Annotated in this window: 20 protein-coding genes; 2 read left to right on the forward strand and 18 right to left on the reverse strand. The window is 40.1% G+C overall.

The window, feature by feature from the left end:
• Nucleotides 1-143: 143 nt before the first annotated feature.
• The 13 genes from M3226_RS23565 to M3226_RS23625 form a co-directional block, all read right to left on the reverse strand.
• Nucleotides 144-362 carry a helix-turn-helix domain-containing protein gene (locus M3226_RS23565; protein ID WP_251571091.1) on the reverse strand — a complete coding sequence of 73 codons (219 nt, stop codon included), beginning with the start codon at nucleotides 360-362 and terminating at the stop codon, nucleotides 144-146.
• Between the two features lie 10 nt (nucleotides 363-372).
• On the reverse strand, nucleotides 373-855 hold the full coding sequence (locus tag M3226_RS23570) for a DUF2975 domain-containing protein (protein ID WP_251571092.1): 483 nt from the start codon (nucleotides 853-855) through the stop codon (nucleotides 373-375).
• 294 nt (nucleotides 856-1,149) lie between these two features.
• On the reverse strand, nucleotides 1,150-1,689 hold the full coding sequence (locus M3226_RS23575; RefSeq protein ID WP_251571093.1) for a CBO0543 family protein: 540 nt from the start codon (nucleotides 1,687-1,689) through the stop codon (nucleotides 1,150-1,152).
• A gap of 215 nt (nucleotides 1,690-1,904) precedes the next feature.
• Entirely contained in the window at nucleotides 1,905-2,600 is a 696-nt protein-coding gene (gene eutC, locus M3226_RS23580; RefSeq protein WP_251571094.1) for an ethanolamine ammonia-lyase subunit EutC, read from the reverse strand.
• Nucleotides 2,600-3,964 carry an ethanolamine ammonia-lyase subunit EutB gene (locus tag M3226_RS23585; protein WP_251571095.1) on the reverse strand — a complete coding sequence of 455 codons (1,365 nt, stop codon included), beginning with the start codon at nucleotides 3,962-3,964 and terminating at the stop codon, nucleotides 2,600-2,602. The genes eutC and M3226_RS23585 overlap by 1 nt, the downstream gene beginning before the upstream one ends.
• 12 nt (nucleotides 3,965-3,976) lie before the next feature.
• Nucleotides 3,977-5,407, reverse strand: a complete 1,431-nt coding sequence (locus M3226_RS23590) for an ethanolamine ammonia-lyase reactivating factor EutA (RefSeq protein WP_251571096.1) — start codon at nucleotides 5,405-5,407, stop codon at nucleotides 3,977-3,979.
• Between the two features lie 97 nt (nucleotides 5,408-5,504).
• Nucleotides 5,505-6,365, reverse strand: coding sequence for a PfkB family carbohydrate kinase (locus M3226_RS23595; RefSeq protein WP_251571097.1), 861 nt, complete (start codon nucleotides 6,363-6,365; stop codon nucleotides 5,505-5,507).
• Nucleotides 6,366-6,451: 86 nt separating this feature from the next.
• A complete protein-coding gene (locus tag M3226_RS23600; RefSeq protein WP_251571098.1) occupies nucleotides 6,452-7,465 on the reverse strand; it encodes an SIS domain-containing protein in 1,014 nt (337 codons plus the stop codon).
• 81 nt (nucleotides 7,466-7,546) lie between these two features.
• Entirely contained in the window at nucleotides 7,547-8,938 is a 1,392-nt protein-coding gene (locus M3226_RS23605) for a purine-cytosine permease family protein (RefSeq protein WP_251571099.1), read from the reverse strand.
• 390 nt (nucleotides 8,939-9,328) lie between these two features.
• Nucleotides 9,329-10,057 (reverse strand): GntR family transcriptional regulator, encoded by a 729-nt coding sequence (locus M3226_RS23610; RefSeq protein WP_251571100.1) that lies wholly within the window; start codon nucleotides 10,055-10,057, stop codon nucleotides 9,329-9,331.
• 142 nt (nucleotides 10,058-10,199) lie between these two features.
• Nucleotides 10,200-10,736, reverse strand: coding sequence for a ferric reductase-like transmembrane domain-containing protein (locus tag M3226_RS23615; RefSeq protein ID WP_251571101.1), 537 nt, complete (start codon nucleotides 10,734-10,736; stop codon nucleotides 10,200-10,202).
• Nucleotide 10,737: 1 nt separating this feature from the next.
• A complete protein-coding gene (locus tag M3226_RS23620) occupies nucleotides 10,738-11,616 on the reverse strand; it encodes an FAD:protein FMN transferase (RefSeq protein ID WP_251571102.1) in 879 nt (292 codons plus the stop codon).
• Nucleotides 11,617-11,683: 67 nt separating this feature from the next.
• Nucleotides 11,684-12,031, reverse strand: a complete 348-nt coding sequence (locus tag M3226_RS23625) for a hypothetical protein (RefSeq protein ID WP_251571103.1) — start codon at nucleotides 12,029-12,031, stop codon at nucleotides 11,684-11,686.
• Between the two features lie 272 nt (nucleotides 12,032-12,303).
• Between M3226_RS23625 and M3226_RS23630 the strand changes: the two genes are divergently transcribed.
• Nucleotides 12,304-13,116 carry an alpha/beta fold hydrolase gene (locus M3226_RS23630; protein ID WP_251571104.1) on the forward strand — a complete coding sequence of 271 codons (813 nt, stop codon included), beginning with the start codon at nucleotides 12,304-12,306 and terminating at the stop codon, nucleotides 13,114-13,116.
• Between the two features lie 97 nt (nucleotides 13,117-13,213).
• Here M3226_RS23630 and M3226_RS32310 read toward each other — a convergent pair whose 3' ends face one another.
• Nucleotides 13,214-13,348: a hypothetical protein gene (locus M3226_RS32310; protein WP_285857969.1), complete on the reverse strand. Its 135-nt coding sequence runs from the start codon at nucleotides 13,346-13,348 to the stop codon at nucleotides 13,214-13,216.
• Between the two features lie 269 nt (nucleotides 13,349-13,617).
• Between M3226_RS32310 and M3226_RS23635 the strand changes: the two genes are divergently transcribed.
• On the forward strand, nucleotides 13,618-13,788 hold the full coding sequence (locus M3226_RS23635; protein WP_251571105.1) for a DUF4083 family protein: 171 nt from the start codon (nucleotides 13,618-13,620) through the stop codon (nucleotides 13,786-13,788).
• Nucleotides 13,789-13,874: 86 nt separating this feature from the next.
• Here M3226_RS23635 and tatC read toward each other — a convergent pair whose 3' ends face one another.
• From tatC to M3226_RS23655, 4 genes are all read right to left on the reverse strand, one after another.
• Nucleotides 13,875-14,603 carry a twin-arginine translocase subunit TatC gene (tatC, locus tag M3226_RS23640; protein ID WP_251571106.1) on the reverse strand — a complete coding sequence of 243 codons (729 nt, stop codon included), beginning with the start codon at nucleotides 14,601-14,603 and terminating at the stop codon, nucleotides 13,875-13,877.
• A 73-nt stretch (nucleotides 14,604-14,676) separates the two neighbouring features.
• Nucleotides 14,677-14,883, reverse strand: coding sequence for a twin-arginine translocase TatA/TatE family subunit (locus tag M3226_RS23645; RefSeq protein ID WP_144565837.1), 207 nt, complete (start codon nucleotides 14,881-14,883; stop codon nucleotides 14,677-14,679).
• Nucleotides 14,884-14,921: 38 nt separating this feature from the next.
• Nucleotides 14,922-16,670, reverse strand: a complete 1,749-nt coding sequence (locus M3226_RS23650) for an alkaline phosphatase D family protein (protein WP_251571107.1) — start codon at nucleotides 16,668-16,670, stop codon at nucleotides 14,922-14,924.
• Between the two features lie 820 nt (nucleotides 16,671-17,490).
• Nucleotides 17,491-18,471 (reverse strand): NAD(P)-dependent oxidoreductase, encoded by a 981-nt coding sequence (locus M3226_RS23655; RefSeq protein WP_251571108.1) that lies wholly within the window; start codon nucleotides 18,469-18,471, stop codon nucleotides 17,491-17,493.
• Between the last annotated feature and the right edge of the window lie 6 nt (nucleotides 18,472-18,477).

Genomic DNA, 18,477 nt, shown 5'->3' on the forward strand with positions numbered 1-18,477 from the left:
TAGGTCTAATTGTAAATAAATTTCCAAATGGATGGAGCCACCTTTGATTGGGTATTTACTTTTTTGGCTCTAAATAAGAAAGATGACTAAACTGAAAATTACGACATTTTTAATGCAACACTAGTGAAATTTAATGTCTATTTTTATGGAGTGTCTTCGTCGCTTTTGTACTCCAAAATGTCACCTGGCTGACAATCCAAAGTCTTACATATCGCTTCTAATGTTGAAAAACGAACCGCTTTTGCTTTTCCATTTTTCAGAATGGAAAGATTCGCCATAGTAATTCCAACCCTCTCCGAAAGCTCTGTGACGCTCATTTTTCGTTTTGCTAACATCACATCAATATTAATAATAATTGCCATATCCTCCACCTCAGACCGTCAAATCATTTTCTGATTTTATGTTAATTGCTTCTTTTAGAAGCCGTTGGAGGACAGCAGCAAAAACGGCGATAACCATAGAGGCGAAAATAATGACCAATCCGATTGGTATGAAACTTGGAGGGTCAACTCTCTTCCCTATGAGATAGTAGAGCGGCATACCTAGCAGATACAAGGTACTGATTGTGATGGCACAGTATTTTATATTCTTTAAAGCCTTTACCGATAATTCCGAGAACGTTTGGTTCTCATCAATATAGCTTAAAAGTTTAAAAGCCTGATACAGAGCAAAGTAAAAAGGAATCGCTGCTGCGTACATATCGATTAAAACGAGAGATTTCACATAAGCCATTTCTGGATACAATTCTCCAGCAAAATTCCCAATCTTAGGCACTAAAAATATGCACAAAGCGAGAATTGGGATTCCAATAAGACTAACAGCCATCTTCAAAAAGAGTGTTCTTCCTCGTTTCATAAAGTGCACCTCACTTATTTAACGTCAGTTTTGACCTTACCACATAATTTATCGTTTTACAATAAATTAGTATTGTTTTTTATTATATTATTATTGTTATTAAACTATCCTTTTAATTTTGACAAAAATAAAAGGCATTTCTCATTACAATCAAGGAAATAAAAAACGTGAATTCATGTGTGAATTCACGGTAAAAATGTATTGTGAAATTGACTTTTGCACCCCAAAAGAGAACTCGTTACTAAAAAAATGGAGGGTTTTTTATATACTTCCATATGTGTTTTTTATTTTAAATTATCTATATTTAGTTACCGGAATCTGAAAGTATAGGATTAAAAACACAGAACACACAAAGCAGAGTACCCATGCCCAAAGCGGCCTCGTATGATGGAGACGTAATCCAATAAACAGAAAAAGCCAAACCAAGCATGACCAGCCAAAATGCCAACCGTGATCATAGGTGATAAGTTTCGCATTCATAAACAGATACTCCATGATCACCTCAAAAATAAACCAGCTGCCAATATATAAAGCTTGTTTAGGCAGATGTGATTGATACGGATATAAGGATAAGTACAGTAAGGTCAGGTTGGGGAACATGATAAATGTTAAAAGGAAATCAGCAATAGTATGGTTGGGAATAATTAATGAACCACGAAAAGTCCATAATGGGTATTCGTACATAAGGACAGAAATAAAAAAATCAACGCTTATAATGAAAAGGATGGTGGGATAGTATTTCCTCCAATTTCTCCAATCAGCAAACCGCCAAGTGCAAATTATATAGATAAAGGGAAGCACCACTCTTAAGTACGATACAACTGTATGTAACATGACGTCTCCCCTCTCATAAGCTAATTTCTTCCAACTATTATTATTATTCATTATGAGAAGGTTTAAACTCTTTGAAAAATAACTGTCTTAATCTTCATGCTAAAAAATACCGAATCCAGGGCTGATACGGACAGAACAAGTAGCAAATGTAGAGGTTGGCCCAATAATTATACAGAACAAAACCCCAGTCCCATAACTGGAGTTTTCCCTTCATCCTAAATAACTAGACCAACCCCACTCGTTTTTTGCTCAAGCATTTTATGAATCATTGTTCCGATATGAGCGGCAGCCTCAACAGGAGGCGTCCCTCTTCGATGAATATTAGAGATTACCATCCGGTCCGATTCCTTCGTACCCTTTTGAGGCCTGTAACACATATAGGCACTTAACGATTCCGCACTAACCAAACCGGGTCTCTCCCCAATCAAAAGAACAAAGGCTTCCGGCTGCAAAAGCTCACCAATTGCATCCATGCACCCAACCCTTCCTCCTTTTAAAAAGAAAGTCGTACCGACTGATAGATTATAGACCGATAAGGAATCCAGTAACGTCGGGTATACATCCATAATATTCTTTTGAATTGCACTTGCACTTAACCCGTCCGAAATCACAATTTGAACCTGAGGACGCAATACACACTTCTCAATAATCAGCTTCTCCCCTTCTTCGGATAAGAGCCGCCCCTGATCGGGTCTTTTCAAATACCGCTCCTTCGAACCATAACGCGTTTCAACCGTAAATAAACCCATTTGATCTAACAGGTCTTGCGATACCTCGCCATACACGGCATCCACTGCGGCCGCATGGTCAATTCGAAATGATAAAGAATCCTTTGTTAACGGCCTTGTCCCCGTGCGGCCAACTCCAATCCGGGCAGGAGTAAGTCGTTTTAAAAAATCTAATTCATTCATCACGATTTTCCTCCCATAAAAAGAGCTGGATTACCGGCTAAAGTCGTTAACTTGCCACTTTCCATAATCCCTACTTTCTCCAGCCAGCTTTCAAATTCAGGAGCAGGCTTCAGCCTCAACACACTACGCAATGTCGCAATATCATGGTAACTCAATGATTGGTAATTCAACATACAGTCATCCCCCATCGGGACACCAATCACAAAGTTCACACCAGCTGCGCCTAACAGGGTGCTCAGGTTATCCATATCATTTTGGTCGACCTTCATATGGTTTGTATAACAAACATCCACACCCATTGGCAGTCCGTGCATGTTCCCCATAAAATGATCTTCCAATCCTGCTCTGATCACTTGTTTACTGTCATATAAGTACTCAGGTCCAATAAACCCAACAACCGTGTTTACCAAAAACGGTTTATAGATCCTTGCAAGTCCATAGCATCTTGCTTCTAACGTGACCTGGTCAATCCCAAAATGAGTCTCAGACGATAACTCTGATCCTTGACCTGTTTCAAAATACCATCTGTTTTCCCCTGTTGCTGTACCAAGTTCATTGATTAGAGCATTAGCTTCATTCAGCAAGGATACAGAAATCCCAAATGATTCATTTCCCTTTTGTGTTCCAGCTAAGCTTTGAAAAATCAAATCCGCTGGCGCTCCTTTCACAATGGCTCGCATTTGACTTGTCACGTGAGACAACACACAATTTTGTGTCGGAATCGAAAAATCGTTAATGATCTGTTTCGTTTCTTTTAATAAAGTATAAATATTATCGGTCGTATCAATAACTGGATTGATCCCAATAACCGCATCCCCAATCCCATAGCTTAAAGCTTCATATAAAGATGCCCTCATACCCTGAAGATGGTCAGAGGGGTGATTAGGCTGCGCCCTTGACGCCAAAACCCCCGACTGTCCAATCGTTGTTTGACAATGGGTTTCCACCTTAATTTTTGAAGCGGCTTGGATTAAATCTAAATTGGACATAATTTTTGCAGCCGCCGCAATCATTTCACTAGTTAAACCCTTACTAATACCCAATAAATCCGGACCATCACTTAGGATATATTCCCGCAACTCCGCTACCGACCAATTCTTAATCCTTCTATATATATTGTCATCGATACTTTCTTCGATTACCCTTGAAACCTCATCCTCCTCTGCCGGCAATAAAGAATGATTCCGAATATCTGCCAAGGTTAAATCAGCCAATACCATTTTTGCTGCCATGCGTTCCTTCATATTTTCAGCACTAATCCCAGCCAGCTCATCACCCGAACGTTCTTCATTCGCTTTCGCCATAATTTCTTTTAAACTACTAAATTGATAGGTTTTACCTAATATCGTTGTTTTTTTATCCATTTGAACACCTCGTTAGACAAAAGCTAGAGTTTTAATGGAGACCGGAATTGCCTCCCCTGCAACAGGCAAGCCCAAATCAATATAATCACCATACGTAAAATCAATCTGATCAATACATAGGACTTCCAACCGCTCCTTGCAGCGTTTAGCTAAAGCTTGACCAAGCGCTTTGGCCATATCGCTTTCACAGATGACAATCAAGCACTGCGCCTGTGGGAAATGCTGAATAAATGGGTAATAAATTGAGTCAGCAATATCTTGTAATATAGCATACGTACACTCTTCAACTCTGGATAACCCAAGTGCAAGTGGAGTTTCTAATTTCGTATCAAAGGAGTTTCTCGCCTGTTCCATTGCCTCACTAATCCGTAAACGAAGATCTGCCAAAGGATCAACCTTCACTTTAACAATCGGAACATTTCGTTTTGGTAAAAGCGATTCCTTCACATAAACGGTTGCGCCACTAATCTCCGTATTTTGCATTCCCGCTCCAATCACGGTCGCTCTTGTGGTTTCACTTGCGACTCCAGCTCGTACAGGATAGGAATCAGACACTATTTTTACCGAAGCGGCAAGTAATGGCCCGATATCCCCATGCCTAGTCACCTCTTCCAAAGACTCAGGAGGCTCCTCCGTCAGCATCTGCCCAATCCCTCCTGAAAAAATCACTTCATCAACGGGAGGAAGGGTAATAGAGGTGGGTTGAAGAAGTAATAATTCTGGTGCATATTCTGGAGAACCAATTAATAAGGAAAGTAAGGCTTCACTCAACCGGTGACAAATTCGTTGAATAAAATCATAATCAACGGACATTCCTATTTGAAGGTGAAAATCGTTGGCAGTTAACCACGGCACGATATAGTCCGAAATATAGTCAATGGTTCCATCCTTCTGCAAGCGAATAAGTCTCCCTCCAATATGGAAAGTCAGGGTTTGCAGGACTTTCCCCTGTTGAAATAAGGCGATATTAGCGGTACCTCCTCCAATATCGACATTGGCCACCACACCCTCTATTTCTTTCGAATGGTTCATCGCCCCGGAGCCTTTTCCAGCTAAAACCCCCTCTAGATCCGGACCGGCAGCCGCTACTACAAAATCACCGGCACGTTCTGCTAAATAATGAATAATGGCTTCGGCATTATCTTTTCTTGCCGTTTCCCCTGTGATAATCACGGCACCTGCCTTTATATCATGCAGGTCAATTCCCGACCTCTCATATTCATAGTTCAAAATATCCTTTAATTGTTCGATATTAATCTCATAGTGATTCACTAAAGGAGTGGTATAAATGCGGCTAGCATACTGTACTTTGCGGTCAACAATCTGGCAGCTCGGTAAACTAAACTGTCCTCCTGTCTCCTTTACCTGCAAGTGACTGACAACAAACTTCGTTGTACTCGTTCCGATATCAAGCCCGATACTCTTAATCCAGTATTCCTTCATCCTCGCCCCCCTAAATCTATCTCATATGAAAAAGGTATGAGCAAGGGGACGGTTCTTATGCTTCAGAAGCATGAGAACCGTCCCCTTGCTTCCTTGGTTAAACGGCTGTATATTTTTTTCCGTATCCAAATGCACCTTCAATAAAGCAATTCTCTGCGGAAAAGTCTGCTGCCTTTTTCAAACCTTCCCGAATTGTTTCCTCATTAGGTTGTTCCATCTTACTCCATCCATACTGCAGAAGGTGAATAAGAAACGCCGTCAAAAACGAGTCGCCGCATCCCATCGTATCAATCGGTTTGACAATTTTCGCTGTTCCCTCATAAAAGGTTTCTCCATCAAAAAAGATTGTTCCCTGAGTTCCTCGAGTAGCTAGAACATAACGAGTACCATAGCTTACAATTTTCATCATTAGCTCTTTAATTTGATCCACAGATGAGCTGCCTCCTGAAAACAAGGCAAAATCAATGTTTGGACAAACCTTTTTCAAATAATCCTCCTGACGGAACATCTCATCTTCAGAAAAATCAAAGCTCACTAATGAATCCAGGCTCCTAAGCTTTGCTAATTCTAGTTCAGTCTTGGAGTAACAGCTTGAGTGGATCAATTGAAATTCGCCTAAATAATCCAGTTCACTTTTTTCTAAAACCATCGGCTTTTCATTGGCAACTCCGCCATCATTCCAGCCTAATAAGACACGATCTCCATCTACTAACCCTACTTCTGAACAGCCATTCTCCCCTGGATACTGAACACATTGAGATAGATCGATCCCTATTTCCGTTAACGTGTCAATGATATGCCTGGCTGCCTCATCATTACCAAAAACGCCCATGTAAGCAGAATCCACACCTAGCTTTTTCGCATTTACAGCAAAATTAACACAATTTCCACCAGGGTAGATGGTATCGATATGAACATATTTATCTACGACATTATCTCCAAAACCGATCACTTTCATCTCAGATCCTCCTGCCATTCTTTGGCTTAAAAATGGTGCTGCTTAAGTTTTAGTTTACTTAAGCAGCACCTATAAATCTATCTGTTTTAATATTGAACCACACGATAGTATCTTCTGGTTGTTAATGGATGGTTCCGCTTTTCTTCTAAATGAACACTTACTCGTTCCAGTAATGCAGCCATGACGATTGGAGAGAAGAATCCTCTGAATTGTTCTCTAATACCATTTAGCTCATAATCCTTCGTATCAAAGATGGTAATTTCCTTTGTATAACGATTAACAAAATTCCCCACTCTATCCATTAGTGGACGGGTAGAATCTTCGCCATACAATAAAATAACACTGGTATCCTCTTCAACTAATTCAATTGTTCCATGGAAAAATTCCGCCGCATGAATGGTTTTTGTCCGGATCCATTGCATTTCCTCTAATACACACATGCCATAGAGGTAGGTTTCTCCCCATAGATTTCCCGAGCCAACGATCATGTGGTAAGTTTCATCCTTATATTTAAGTGCAAATTCTTCTGCCTTTCGTTCAGTTCTTTCCTTTACTAGAACTAATTCGTAAGGTAGCTTCTCTAAATCTTCCATCAATGCCTCATATTCAGGGAATTCTCCTCGCAGATGCATTAAGCGGAAAATCAACGTATACAACTGGATATGCATTTCCTCACAAAGAGTATCGTTTGCCGCATGGTTGATAACCGTATATTTCGTTTCATTGGCAAGTGGTGTATTCTCTTCTCCAACAAAACCAATCGTTGTTGCCCCTTGTTTCTTGGCAAACTTTGCGGCCGCTACGGTTTCCTCTGTGGTACCCGATAAAGAAGACAAAACAACCAATGATTTTTCATTAAGACGTTGATGATCCATAACAATAAATTCAGCAGCAATTTCTGCGTAAACAGGGATATCTGAATTTGTTTTTAAAATGTACTCTAAAGGATACTTCAGGGCAATCGTACCGCCTGAGCCAATTAAAAAGACATTCTTATATCCAGCCGCAGAAACTTCATCCGCAATTTTTTCAATCTGACTTCTTACATGAACAGCTCCATTTAATACACTTAGATAGTTTTCTTCATTAAAATTTAACATTTGAATTCCTCCTGATTAATGGTATATACCATTTTATTTATTTTTTATTTAACAAATCACAAAACACCCAATTAATGGAATTTACTGAGCCACTCTCTTTTCATCGTTCTCTACATTTAATTCTTTACTTAATCGGTTTTTAACCTTTGGTCCCATGAAGAAATAATAAAGTATGCCTGAAGCGGCTAACCCAACAATCCAAGTAATATCAGCTCCGCCAAGTGCTGTAAACATAGGCCCTTTGTAGAAGGAAAAGCTCATAAACGGGATTTGAATGAAGAAACTTACAATATAGACTGCCATGGTAGACCAATTATACTTACCATAGACTCCATTCACATCATAAACTTCCGGAATATTGTATTTACCCTTACGGAAGAAATAAAAGTCAATCAGATTGACAGAAGTCCAAGGGATTAGATAATACATTTGGAAAACCATGATATCACCAAAATAATCGTTGAAATGATCTTTTGTCGTGATCGCAATAATGGTTCCAAGCGCTACAATAAACGTAATAATCCAAAACTTGCTGTTTTTTGATATATGCTGCTTATTGTAGGAAAAGCAAGTTACTAGTGACATGTATCCACTATAAGTAATAACGGTATTCATGATAATAATTCCTAAGATGAGAGAAATGTAGGCTAATGGTGCAAATGGTCCAAAAAGAGTAGCAATACTAGTATTAATATGATCAGCTGCATTTGGAATACCGGCTGCAATAATCGCTCCAACCAATGGCATCCATATACCAGATAATACCGTGCCCGTGTACGTATACCAGAAAGTAGAGGTAGTCGATGTATTGGCTGGAAGGTATCGAGAGTAATCCGCTACACATGGGCCATAGCCGATTTGCCAAGATGCCCCGAGACCCATGACCACTAAAAAGGCCCCTAGATTAAATCCTTGAGAAGCGGACCATGCACCAGCAGGTAAATCAAGTTGAAGAGCAAAAACGGTTGTAAGAGCAAAGATAATTAATGATAGGATGGTCATAACGTTACTAAACTTATGAATAAAATCATAGCCATAAAAGGTGATAAAGATGGTGGCAACACCAAAAATCACTAATCCAATTACTTCTGGTACAGACACTACGGACTTAATCGCGTCAACTACTAATAGTGATTCAGCAGCACCGAATAGCGGACAGCCTACAAAAACCATAATGATCGGAATCGCTGCCCCGATGACCCCAAATTGTACCCGGCTCGAGATCATCTGCGGGATCCCAAGCTTAGGTCCTTGCGCGGAATGGAATGCCATAAAAAGGCCGCCAATTAAGTTTCCTAGAATCATTGCAATTAACGTCCAAAAGATGTTGAGACCCAACACAATTCCCATACAACCGTTGAGTAATGGCATAACGTTTGTGTTTGCACTGAACCAAATCGAAAACAAATTTCTTACGTTTCCATGTCTTTCGTTATGCGGAATAAACTCAATACTTCGTTGTTCAACATTCATCGCAATACCTCCCTATTTTTAATAGTTGAATAATCATTCAAAAACTTTCCACTCGAGCATTAGTGGTATATACCATTTATAATATGATTATAATTCACTTTATCAATCTTTTCTCTTTTTTCGTAAGAATCTCTGACATATTTTCGAATGGTTAAAAAACAACTAATAGATTTTGCGTAAATCGGCTTCTCTAGGGGTATTAAACAAGGATGATGTTGTTAGAAAACATAAATGGTATATACCATTAAAAATAAGCTTATTAACTAAACTATATTCTCCCCCTTCCTTTTTTGAAAGCCCTTACTTAAAATATATAATAAATTATAGATTCTAAAAATTCAACAACTTTTTAACAAAAATTTCTTTCAATGGAAACGGGGTCGAACTAGTTTAGTCTGATAAGGTTTGTTCTGAATAATAGTTTACAATATCCGATCGAGTCGTTAACTGGGAAAATTCAATGATCCTTCCAAGAGAATCTGAAGTCGTTTCTTCAAAGAAGATACATGGGCTTTCATTTCGTATGTTTAATAATTTACTCTCTGCCTCATTACTCAGTGATACGCGCATAAACTGTTTTGTCTTCACTAGTTTAATACCGTAGTACTTTTCAAGGACTTCATAGACGGAAGCGTTTTCTTCCATGTGCTTTTCAATTCCATCACAATACTTATAAGGAATATGGGAAACTTGAATCGAAATCGGCATTCCATCTGCCAGCCTTAACCTTTTAATAATAATAATCTCCTCATCAGTATTAATTTCTAAGGCCTTTGCCACAGAAGCCTTTGCTTTTTCCCTGCTGATTTCAAGCATTTTGGTGGAAGGAACTAAACCCTTGTTCAGTAATACATTGGTAAAACTGCTAAAGGTTATAAAGTCCATTTGAATTCGTTTATTGGTCACAAACGTTCCTGCCCCAACAATTCTTTCAACAAACCCTTCCCGCTCCAGAATAGAAATCGCATGCCTTGCGGTCATCCTGCTAATATTAAATCTTTCCGCAAGTTCTCTCTCTGATGGAAGCTTATCACCATGCTTCAAGTTTTTACTTTCGATTTCCTCGATAAAATAACTCTTGATCTGCTCATAATAAGGCGTACCGCTTGTTTTCTCCATCAAGACTTCACTCCATCTTAAAAACTATTGTTTTAAAATTATAGTATAAAAAATGGAATAGCTCAATGTTACTGTTTATTGAAAGCAAGATAAAAAGGCTGTCAACATTGGCAGCCTTGAACCTATCAAACCCATAGAAACCCTAAGTTACAGGATTCCCATCAGTCAGCTTCTTCTTATCAGAAGGAAACATTCCTAGCATAAGAACAACTGGCACGATATTAACAACAGCCAAAACCGTCCCTTGGAAGTCCGTACCACTCATTAACCCGTGTGCTGTTACTAAAATATACAGAATAGGATTAAGGGCATGCAGTTTTTGCCATCTTTGATAAACAATTTTCTTACGGAACTTCGATGTGACAATCGTTAAAATTAAAAAATAAAAGCCGATAGATCCTAATCCCATAGAAATGGTTTCATAGCTGCCGCTAAATGGAATCAGTAAATCAGACCAACTAAATTTCATGTATGCATCAATCAATAAAATTCCTAAGTGACCGGCCGTCATAATCAATGACCAGTCTGACACTACCTCATGAAAATGCAGGAGATTATTCACTTTCTTTTTCCGCTTCTTTTGTACTGCAGAATATAGTCCTGTTAATGCCGCCAAATATAATAATAGATAAGCCACAACCCCAGTCGCCCGGATTGCGTACCATTCTAAAGACTCCATTTTATTCGCCACCTCTCCAGATTTCTTTTACTTCATTTATGATAACCGCCGGATTCTTTTTGACAGAAAGCAAGGCCTTCCCGCGCTCTTCTCCCAATAAAAGAACCACTTTTGCTAATACATCCGCTTCTACTGCGGTTGGTGCCGTTACAGTAGAAGAAATAATAGTGCTCGCAGATGGCTCGCCTGTTGTGGCATCAATAAGGTGATGCTTACTTTTGCCGCTCACCTTCCACCTTCTTTTCATCGAAGTAGAAGTCGCTACAGCCCCATCGGATATCTGGATAGAAGAGAGCATTTTTGATGGGTCAAAGGGATCTTCAATACCAATATTTAAGGGCCGCGGCAGCCTTCCAAAAATCCGAATATCTCCGCCCACATTAACAAAACCAAATCCATATTGTGATAAGATATCAGCTGCGCGATCAATTACCCAGCCCTTAGCGATTCCGCCTAAATCAATACGAGTATACAAAACCACCGTTTGTCTATCCTCAGCTAATTGATAAGGTCTGAGTTTCGTAAATACTGGAGATATAGGGGAGGGAGCCGCTAACTCCCGCCCTTTGATAAACTCAATTGATTTTGTATAGCCGCTGTTTTCGATCGCTGACAATATACCTGGGTTAAACACTCCATTTGTTTCTTCGTAAAATCTAAGTGCTTCTTTTAAAATGTTAAAAAATTGATCCGATACCTCGACTTCTTTTTCTAGCTGCTGATTTAATCTGGATAACTCACTAGCTTCTTTGAACCGGCTGCAGGTGTCTTCGACAGACGCAAATAATTTATATACGGGCATGAGATCATTGGCAAACAATTCTTTACTTATCAATATTTGTACCTTTGTACTCATTGAATTGAAGTTATACTTATACATGTTAAGGCTCCTCCTGTAGTAGTATCAAATGCACTATCGTAATGATTGAAATGATACTTATACTTCATCAGGTTCCCCCGGTTGTTGTATCAAAGCCTCCATGTTGACTTGGAAACGAATGGTCTTGTGAAACAGATTGATCAGTTCCACTTGTGTCTGTAGTCCCGCTAGTATCAGTAGATTCGCTGGTAGTTGTAGATCCAGTGGTATCTGTCGATTGACTAGGGACTTCATAGGTTATCGATGAATCTTGGGTACTTCCGTTTTGAGATGATTGTGTTGTACTTTGTGTTGTCGTGGCTGCAGCTGTATTGGTTGTTGTATCCTTTTTAATTCCCATATATGACATCATTCCAGCAACGAGAGCAAGACTCGCAAAGCTAACTCCCCAAGAGGTAAATTTCTTTTTTTGCATTTCAAGGACTCCTTTCCATTTTTAGATGCTTTCTTTAAGTCCATGTCTGCATTATGAAACTCCAACCTTAATTAAGTCTTAACAGTGGTTAAAAAAGATAAAAAATGTGTTTATATTAAAAAAAGCCAATTCCTGTTAGCGAGGACGTTGGCTTTTTTCTTTTTAAAAATGGACTGACATTTACTGATTTAGTCATCTTGAACGTTTTGGTTCATTTCCTTCCTAACCGAGAATATAGTCTAAAAGACTACTCAACTTATGGAGGAATCTGTATGGGCTACTATATTCAAGTGGAAGCAAACGTGTCCATTTATGTAGAAGACGTTAATCCAGAGAGCGATAAGACCATTTTGTTCCTTCATGGCTGGCCGGGAAACCATCAGTTGTTTGAATACCAGTCTAACCAACTGCCAAAAGTGGGCTATCGTTGTATTGGCTGGGATCAAAGAGGATTCGGGAAATCAGATAAACCATGGGGAGGATATGACTACGACAGACTTGCGGACGATTTGAGGGCTGTTATCGAAGCACTACATTTACAAAATATCACACTAGCAGGACACTCCACCGGTGGAGCGATTGCCATCAGATATATGGCCCGCCACGGTGGTTATGGGGTTTCCAAGCTCGCCCTACTGGCCGCGGCAGCTCCAAGTTTGATCCAACGTCCCTACTTTCCACACGGACTAAAAAAAGAAGATGTACTCAACATCATTAAAGGAACCTATAATGACCGGCCCAATATGCTGCGAGGATTTGGAGACACTTTTTTCTTTCAGCATACCACCCAAGCATTCTCGGATTGGTTTTTCCAATTAGGACTGCAGGCTGCAAGCTGGTCAACTGCCGCTATTGCAAACACTTGGCTATACGAAGAAAAACTATTTTATGATTTAGCACAGATTCACGTTCCGACACTCATTCTCCATGGTGTCCATGACCAAGTATGCCTCTTCCCCTTAGCTGAAGCACAAAAACAAGGAATCAGAAACTCCAAACTAGTCCCATTTCAAAACAGCGGCCACGGACTATTCTGGGATGAACGAGATAAACTCAATCGAGAGTTAGCGCACTTTATTGGATAGATGGGAGCATGGGGACGGTTCTCGTGCTTCCATTTTGAATAGCGAGAACTCTCCCCATACTTCCATATTAATGCAAAAAAAAAAACGATTCTCATCTTTATTTTTGAGAGTCGTTTCTAAATAATTCCACCACATATTGTAGTTCACTTTTACTGCATGGTTTTAAAGCGAAAGCCGATGCTGCCATGTACTTTCCGTAAGTATTCATAAAGTTTTCCATTGCCTTTTTCATTTTATTACCACCTTCCATAATTTATATATTTATTATCGTATAGAATGGTGTTTTTTGGCAAAGTCCTGGAAAACGGAAACATTCCTCATAAAAACGGGTACATTTCCAATGTAAGCGTGTATTTTATGCTGTTTTCTCACTATTTCGCTGTTTTTCTTCTATTTTCATTTGGAATCTTGGGGACGGTTTTCTTGCTTCTGAAGCAAGAGAACCGTCCCCATGATTCTGAGAAAAATAGTATAATATAGAAAAAAGAGAGGCGGATTAGTATGAGTTTAAATATTGGAGACATTATTTTTCAACTATTTACATTCCTTGTTCCTATTATTTTTATTATATTAATAGTCTTATTTGTCCGTTCTACAAAGCAAAGAAACGTGCAATTACAACGAATTGAAGAAAAATTAGATAAGGTATCAGAACAGAATCGAAAGCGATAGATTATCCTACCTCGATAATAAAATCCCACTTTAACTCGCTTTCATGAAACAAAGGGTACCGTACTAGAGCGGTACCCTTTGTTTCATTATGTAACCGAAAGGCCCTCATTCAGCAGACGTTTTCGATAGACTATTTTTGAAAGAGTGACACTCAACTCATACAGAATGAGCAATGGCACCGTCACAAGGATATCCGACATAAAATCCGGCGGTGTCACCAAAATGGATATGACAATCAGAACAAAATAGGAAATCTTCCGCGCTTTAGCTAGTCTTAAAGGATTTAAGATTCCTAACTTCGTTAAAAAAATCACCACTAACGGCATTTCAAACAGCAATCCGAACGGGAGAGTCAGATTCAGCATAAACCGAAAATACCTTTCCGCCGTAAATAAGGTTTCGAATTGACCCTGGGATAAGGAGGTCAGAAATCCTAATACAGTAGGAAACAGCACAAAATAGCCAAATGCAACCCCGATTATAAATAACAGAAAAAGAAAGGGAATAAACCCCAAGGTCACCCTTCGTTCCTCGCGGTTCAAGGCAGGCGCGATATACCTCCATATTTGATAGGCAGCTACCGGAATCACCCCTGCCAGCGAACAAACAGCTGCAATCATCATGTAGACCCATAAAATATCACTTGGGCCGAGCACCGCCAGCTTCTGATCCAGGTCTCTAATCAGCCATTGATAGATATGTTCTACATAGATAAAACTCAAAATAAAAAATACGATAAAGGCTAACAAGGTTTTAATCATTCTTCCCCGTAACTCTTCTAAATGCTCCATCACATGCAGCTCTTTGCGATCCATTCTTTATGCCCCCCTTTTCCTTTCAAAAAAAGAGGACGAGTTTCCCCGTCCACACATTAAAACGAAAACCCTGTTATCCCTCTTTTTTTACAGCTGTTAAAGCAGGCTTTTTCTCTTCCTCTTTTTCATCGCTTGAAACTAATTCCTTTGTCGCCGTTTTAAACTCGGACAGCGTCCGGCCAAAGGCACGCCCGATTTCCGGCAGCTTAGACGGTCCGAAAATAATCAGCGCAATAACAAGGATAAGGATTAAACCGGGAATACCAATATTTGAAAACATCGAAGAACAGCTCCTTAATAATAGTCATTTGTGGGCGCTTAATTCGGAACCTTAGCTCCTTTTTTCTCTAATTGCTTTAGATGGGCACGGCTATGGGCCTTATTTCGATCCTCTTCCACCTCAGTTGAAAGCTGTAAGCCTAATGGTACTTGGGTAGTTGAAACCTGTTTCAGTCCCTGCTCATCTTTTTCAAAAACAAACGATGCTCGTGTCGATATATCGGCACCAGTTGCTGACACATAAGGAACCACCCGGTAGTCTGCCTGCCAGCGTTCAGGGGTAACCCGGCAGCGAACATAGCCTCGGTAGTCATTAAAGAATTTAATGTGCGGATTCAAGCCTAAAATTTTGTCCGTATCTGCCCGCTTATCCGCCCCATTCCCACCTGAAGTGATGGACGTACCGACGAATTCAGCACCAAAGATCCTTGAGCTTCGATCATTGAAATCTTCTGTTAAGTTCGACGCCCAACTCGCATGGACATCTCCTGTTAAAACAATCATGTTGTTTAATTGTTTGGATTTGGCATAATCCAAAACATGTTGACGAGCGGCAGGATAACCGTCCCATGAATCCATGCTGTACTTAGGCTTAGTCGCCGTTCCATAATTCCGTTGGGCAAAGAAAATTTGCTGGGCAAGGACATTCCAACCCGTCTTTGACTGATCAAGTTTCTTAAATAACCAGTGTTCTTGTTCCGTCCCCATCAATGTCCGCTTTGGATCAAGCGATTCCGCTGTCTGCGGGGAGCTTGTATCTCCGTTTGCCTGGTCATCCCGATACTGACGCGTATCGAGAACAAAGAAGGACGCGAGATTGCCGTATTCAAAATCACGGTAGATTTTCATATCTGCCCCTTGCGGCATAGTAGATTTGCGAAGCGGCATATGCTCATAATAAGCCTGGTAGGCCGCTGCTCTGCGGACAATGAATTCCTCCACCGACTGACCTTTTTCCGGTATCACGTTAGCATAATTGTTTTCGACCTCATGGTCATCCCATGTAACGATCCATGGAAAAGCTGCATGCGCGGCTCTTAAATGCTCATCCGAGCGGTATTGAGCATAGCGGTTCCGGTAATCATTAATGGTTTTTATTTCTGGACCACTGTGGGTGCGGACATTTCCGGTTGAAGCAACATATTCATTTGGTCCGTACTCATATATGTAATCGCCAAGGTGGAAAACGAGGTCTAAATCCTCTTTGGCTAAGTGCTGGTAAGCTGTGTAGTATCCGTGTTCAAATTGCTGGCAGGATACAAACGCAAAGTTAAGTGCGGAAACGCTTGTCCCAGCAGGCGGCAGGGTTTTTGTTTTTCCAACCGGGCTTATTTCATTACCACATTTAAAACGATAATAATACACTGCGTTGGCTTTTAGTCCACTCACTTCCACATGGATTGAATGCCCGAGATCGGGTCTCGCCAGTTCCGTTCCCCGTTGGATGATATGACGGAAATTCTGATCGGTTGCCAGCTCCCATTTGACTGGGACACTATGGGGCGGCATCCCTCCCCCATTTAATGGATCCGGAGCAAGTCTTGTCCACAGAACGACGCCATCGGGCATCGGATCACCAGAGGCAACACCTAGTGTAAATGGATAGTCACTGAAGGACGGATCCGCGTTCACTTCAAATCCACCCACTGATTGAGCAATAGCTAGTCCCAGTGAAAGTCCTGCAATTTTACTTGCCCCCTGTAAAAAACTCCGGCGGTCGATATTTTTTTCTAGTCTATCCATTCCAAGATTCTTCATCCATTCATTCAAAGGTATCTCACGCACCATATTCATCCCCTCTAAGAAATCAATTTTTATTACGGTTTTCATTATAGAGGGGAAACTTTAAGCGAGTGTAAATAATTGTAAAGAAGAAATTCTATCATCTTAGGATTAATAGGTACTATTCAATAGGAAAATAACCTCACAAACCCATAAACTCAGCCTCAACCTTGTTTTCCCAGGTTTGAACCCTACTGCAAACTACCTATTTTTCTTTATATTATTTTCATAATAATTGAACAAATGGGAGCGTGGGCACGGTTCTCGTGCTTCCATTATGAATAAAAAGAGCTCTCCCCATACTTCCATATTACGAATTAACCCATTTTATCAGATAAAATGGGCTCTAAAACGACATTTTTGACCATAATCGCTATAGGCTAAACTAACCAAACGTTTAGTTTAAAATGCCGAAATGTACGTCCTGTATGAATTTCTCTTATAAACTAGTAAAAAATATTGTCATATCCTTTCACAGACTAGAAGTCAATTTCCCGGAAAATTCTATTGTTTTCGTTTGACCTTACAAAATTCTTTACTTTTCCCGATGATCCCCCTTTAATCAAATATTTGGATAAAAACGAGCCAATCCGCACCAATTCTGAACTTCTCCCACAAAATGATTGAAAGAAATGTCGAGGGCTGTCAGTATTTTTTAATAACCTATTCTGCTTTATATAGATTAAATGTAAATAAAATTGTAACAAAATAGATGGCATGCTTTGATTTTTTTAAATAAAAAAATGGCTCAGTTCAACTAAACTGAGCCATTCCTTAATATAGAGCGAATTCTAAGAAGGCTTTTCCTCCAATCAAATCCAGCATCTTAAACTTTTGTCCACCGGGCAGCAGACCCCAAAACAGGTGTCAAAGGTCTCTTATGTTCCAATACGTTCAAAATGTTCCTGGCCGAGAGCTCGGCCATTACATTTCTCGACTCAACCGTAGCATTGCCGATATGGGGGGTTATAACCACGTTCTTAAATTGTTTTAACTCCTCCGTAATGTGTGGTTCGAATTCGAAAACGTCAAGGGCAGCTCCTGCAATTTCCTTTGCTTGCAGTGCTTCAACGAGATCGGCTTCCTTGACGACCGGACCTCTTGATAAGTTCAGAAAGAGTGCGTCCTTTTTCATTTTCCTAAAAGCATCTTTTGTGAAAAGATGATGTGTGCTTTCAGTATAGGCGGTATGTACAGTGATGACATCACATGACTGAAGAAGCTCCTCAAAATCCAAAAATGTGGCGTTATACTGTTCTTCAATCGTATATTCTTTTTGGAATCTGCCCGTGTAATACACTTCCATACCAAACGCTTTGGCTCGAGCAGCCACTGCCTGGCCAATTTTTCCAAAGCCCACAATGCCGAGTTTTTTACTTTTCAATTCTCTTCCTAAAAAGAAAAGCGGTGCCCATCCGTTAAATCCTTCCGTTCGGCAGAGTTGGTCTCCTTCCGGAATGCGTCTGGCAAGGGCCAGCAATAATCCAAGTGTCAATTCAGCCGTCGCTTCTGTCGAAACGCTTGGTGTATTTGTAACATGAATGCCCCGTTCATTTGCTGCTTCGATATCAATATTATCAAAGCCTGCTCCAAAATTAGCGATGATTTTCAAGTGTGGGGCCGCCTCAATCACGGTCTTTGTTATCCTGGTAGAAAGGGGACAAAGCAGGGCATCCGCTCCAAGGACACCCACAATCAGTTCTTCTTCCGTGATCAACTTCTCTCCCATATAAACCTCGAATTCATGTTCCGATAGAAGGTCATAACCTATATCTGGAATTTCACCAGAAATGAAGATTTTTGCCACGTTTAA

The organism is Neobacillus cucumis, assembly GCF_023715505.1.

Coding starts and splice junctions, on each gene's coding strand:
- M3226_RS23565 (WP_251571091.1), bottom strand. CDS start 362: ATGGCAATTATTATTAATATTGATGTGATGTTAGCAAAACGAAAAATG.
- M3226_RS23570 (WP_251571092.1), bottom strand. CDS start 855: ATGAAACGAGGAAGAACACTCTTTTTGAAGATGGCTGTTAGTCTTATT.
- M3226_RS23575 (WP_251571093.1), bottom strand. CDS start 1,689: ATGTTACATACAGTTGTATCGTACTTAAGAGTGGTGCTTCCCTTTATC.
- eutC (WP_251571094.1), bottom strand. CDS start 2,600: ATGAATGAATTAGATTTTTTAAAACGACTTACTCCTGCCCGGATTGGA.
- M3226_RS23585 (WP_251571095.1), bottom strand. CDS start 3,964: ATGGATAAAAAAACAACGATATTAGGTAAAACCTATCAATTTAGTAGT.
- M3226_RS23590 (WP_251571096.1), bottom strand. CDS start 5,407: ATGAAGGAATACTGGATTAAGAGTATCGGGCTTGATATCGGAACGAGT.
- M3226_RS23595 (WP_251571097.1), bottom strand. CDS start 6,365: ATGAAAGTGATCGGTTTTGGAGATAATGTCGTAGATAAATATGTTCAT.
- M3226_RS23600 (WP_251571098.1), bottom strand. CDS start 7,465: ATGTTAAATTTTAATGAAGAAAACTATCTAAGTGTATTAAATGGAGCT.
- M3226_RS23605 (WP_251571099.1), bottom strand. CDS start 8,938: ATGAATGTTGAACAACGAAGTATTGAGTTTATTCCGCATAACGAAAGA.
- M3226_RS23610 (WP_251571100.1), bottom strand. CDS start 10,057: ATGGAGAAAACAAGCGGTACGCCTTATTATGAGCAGATCAAGAGTTAT.
- M3226_RS23615 (WP_251571101.1), bottom strand. CDS start 10,736: ATGGAGTCTTTAGAATGGTACGCAATCCGGGCGACTGGGGTTGTGGCT.
- M3226_RS23620 (WP_251571102.1), bottom strand. CDS start 11,616: ATGTATAAGTATAACTTCAATTCAATGAGTACAAAGGTACAAATATTG.
- M3226_RS23625 (WP_251571103.1), bottom strand. CDS start 12,031: ATGCAAAAAAAGAAATTTACCTCTTGGGGAGTTAGCTTTGCGAGTCTT.
- M3226_RS23630 (WP_251571104.1), top strand. CDS start 12,304: ATGGGCTACTATATTCAAGTGGAAGCAAACGTGTCCATTTATGTAGAA.
- M3226_RS32310 (WP_285857969.1), bottom strand. CDS start 13,348: ATGAAAAAGGCAATGGAAAACTTTATGAATACTTACGGAAAGTACATG.
- M3226_RS23635 (WP_251571105.1), top strand. CDS start 13,618: ATGAGTTTAAATATTGGAGACATTATTTTTCAACTATTTACATTCCTT.
- tatC (WP_251571106.1), bottom strand. CDS start 14,603: ATGGATCGCAAAGAGCTGCATGTGATGGAGCATTTAGAAGAGTTACGG.
- M3226_RS23645 (WP_144565837.1), bottom strand. CDS start 14,883: ATGTTTTCAAATATTGGTATTCCCGGTTTAATCCTTATCCTTGTTATT.
- M3226_RS23650 (WP_251571107.1), bottom strand. CDS start 16,670: ATGGTGCGTGAGATACCTTTGAATGAATGGATGAAGAATCTTGGAATG.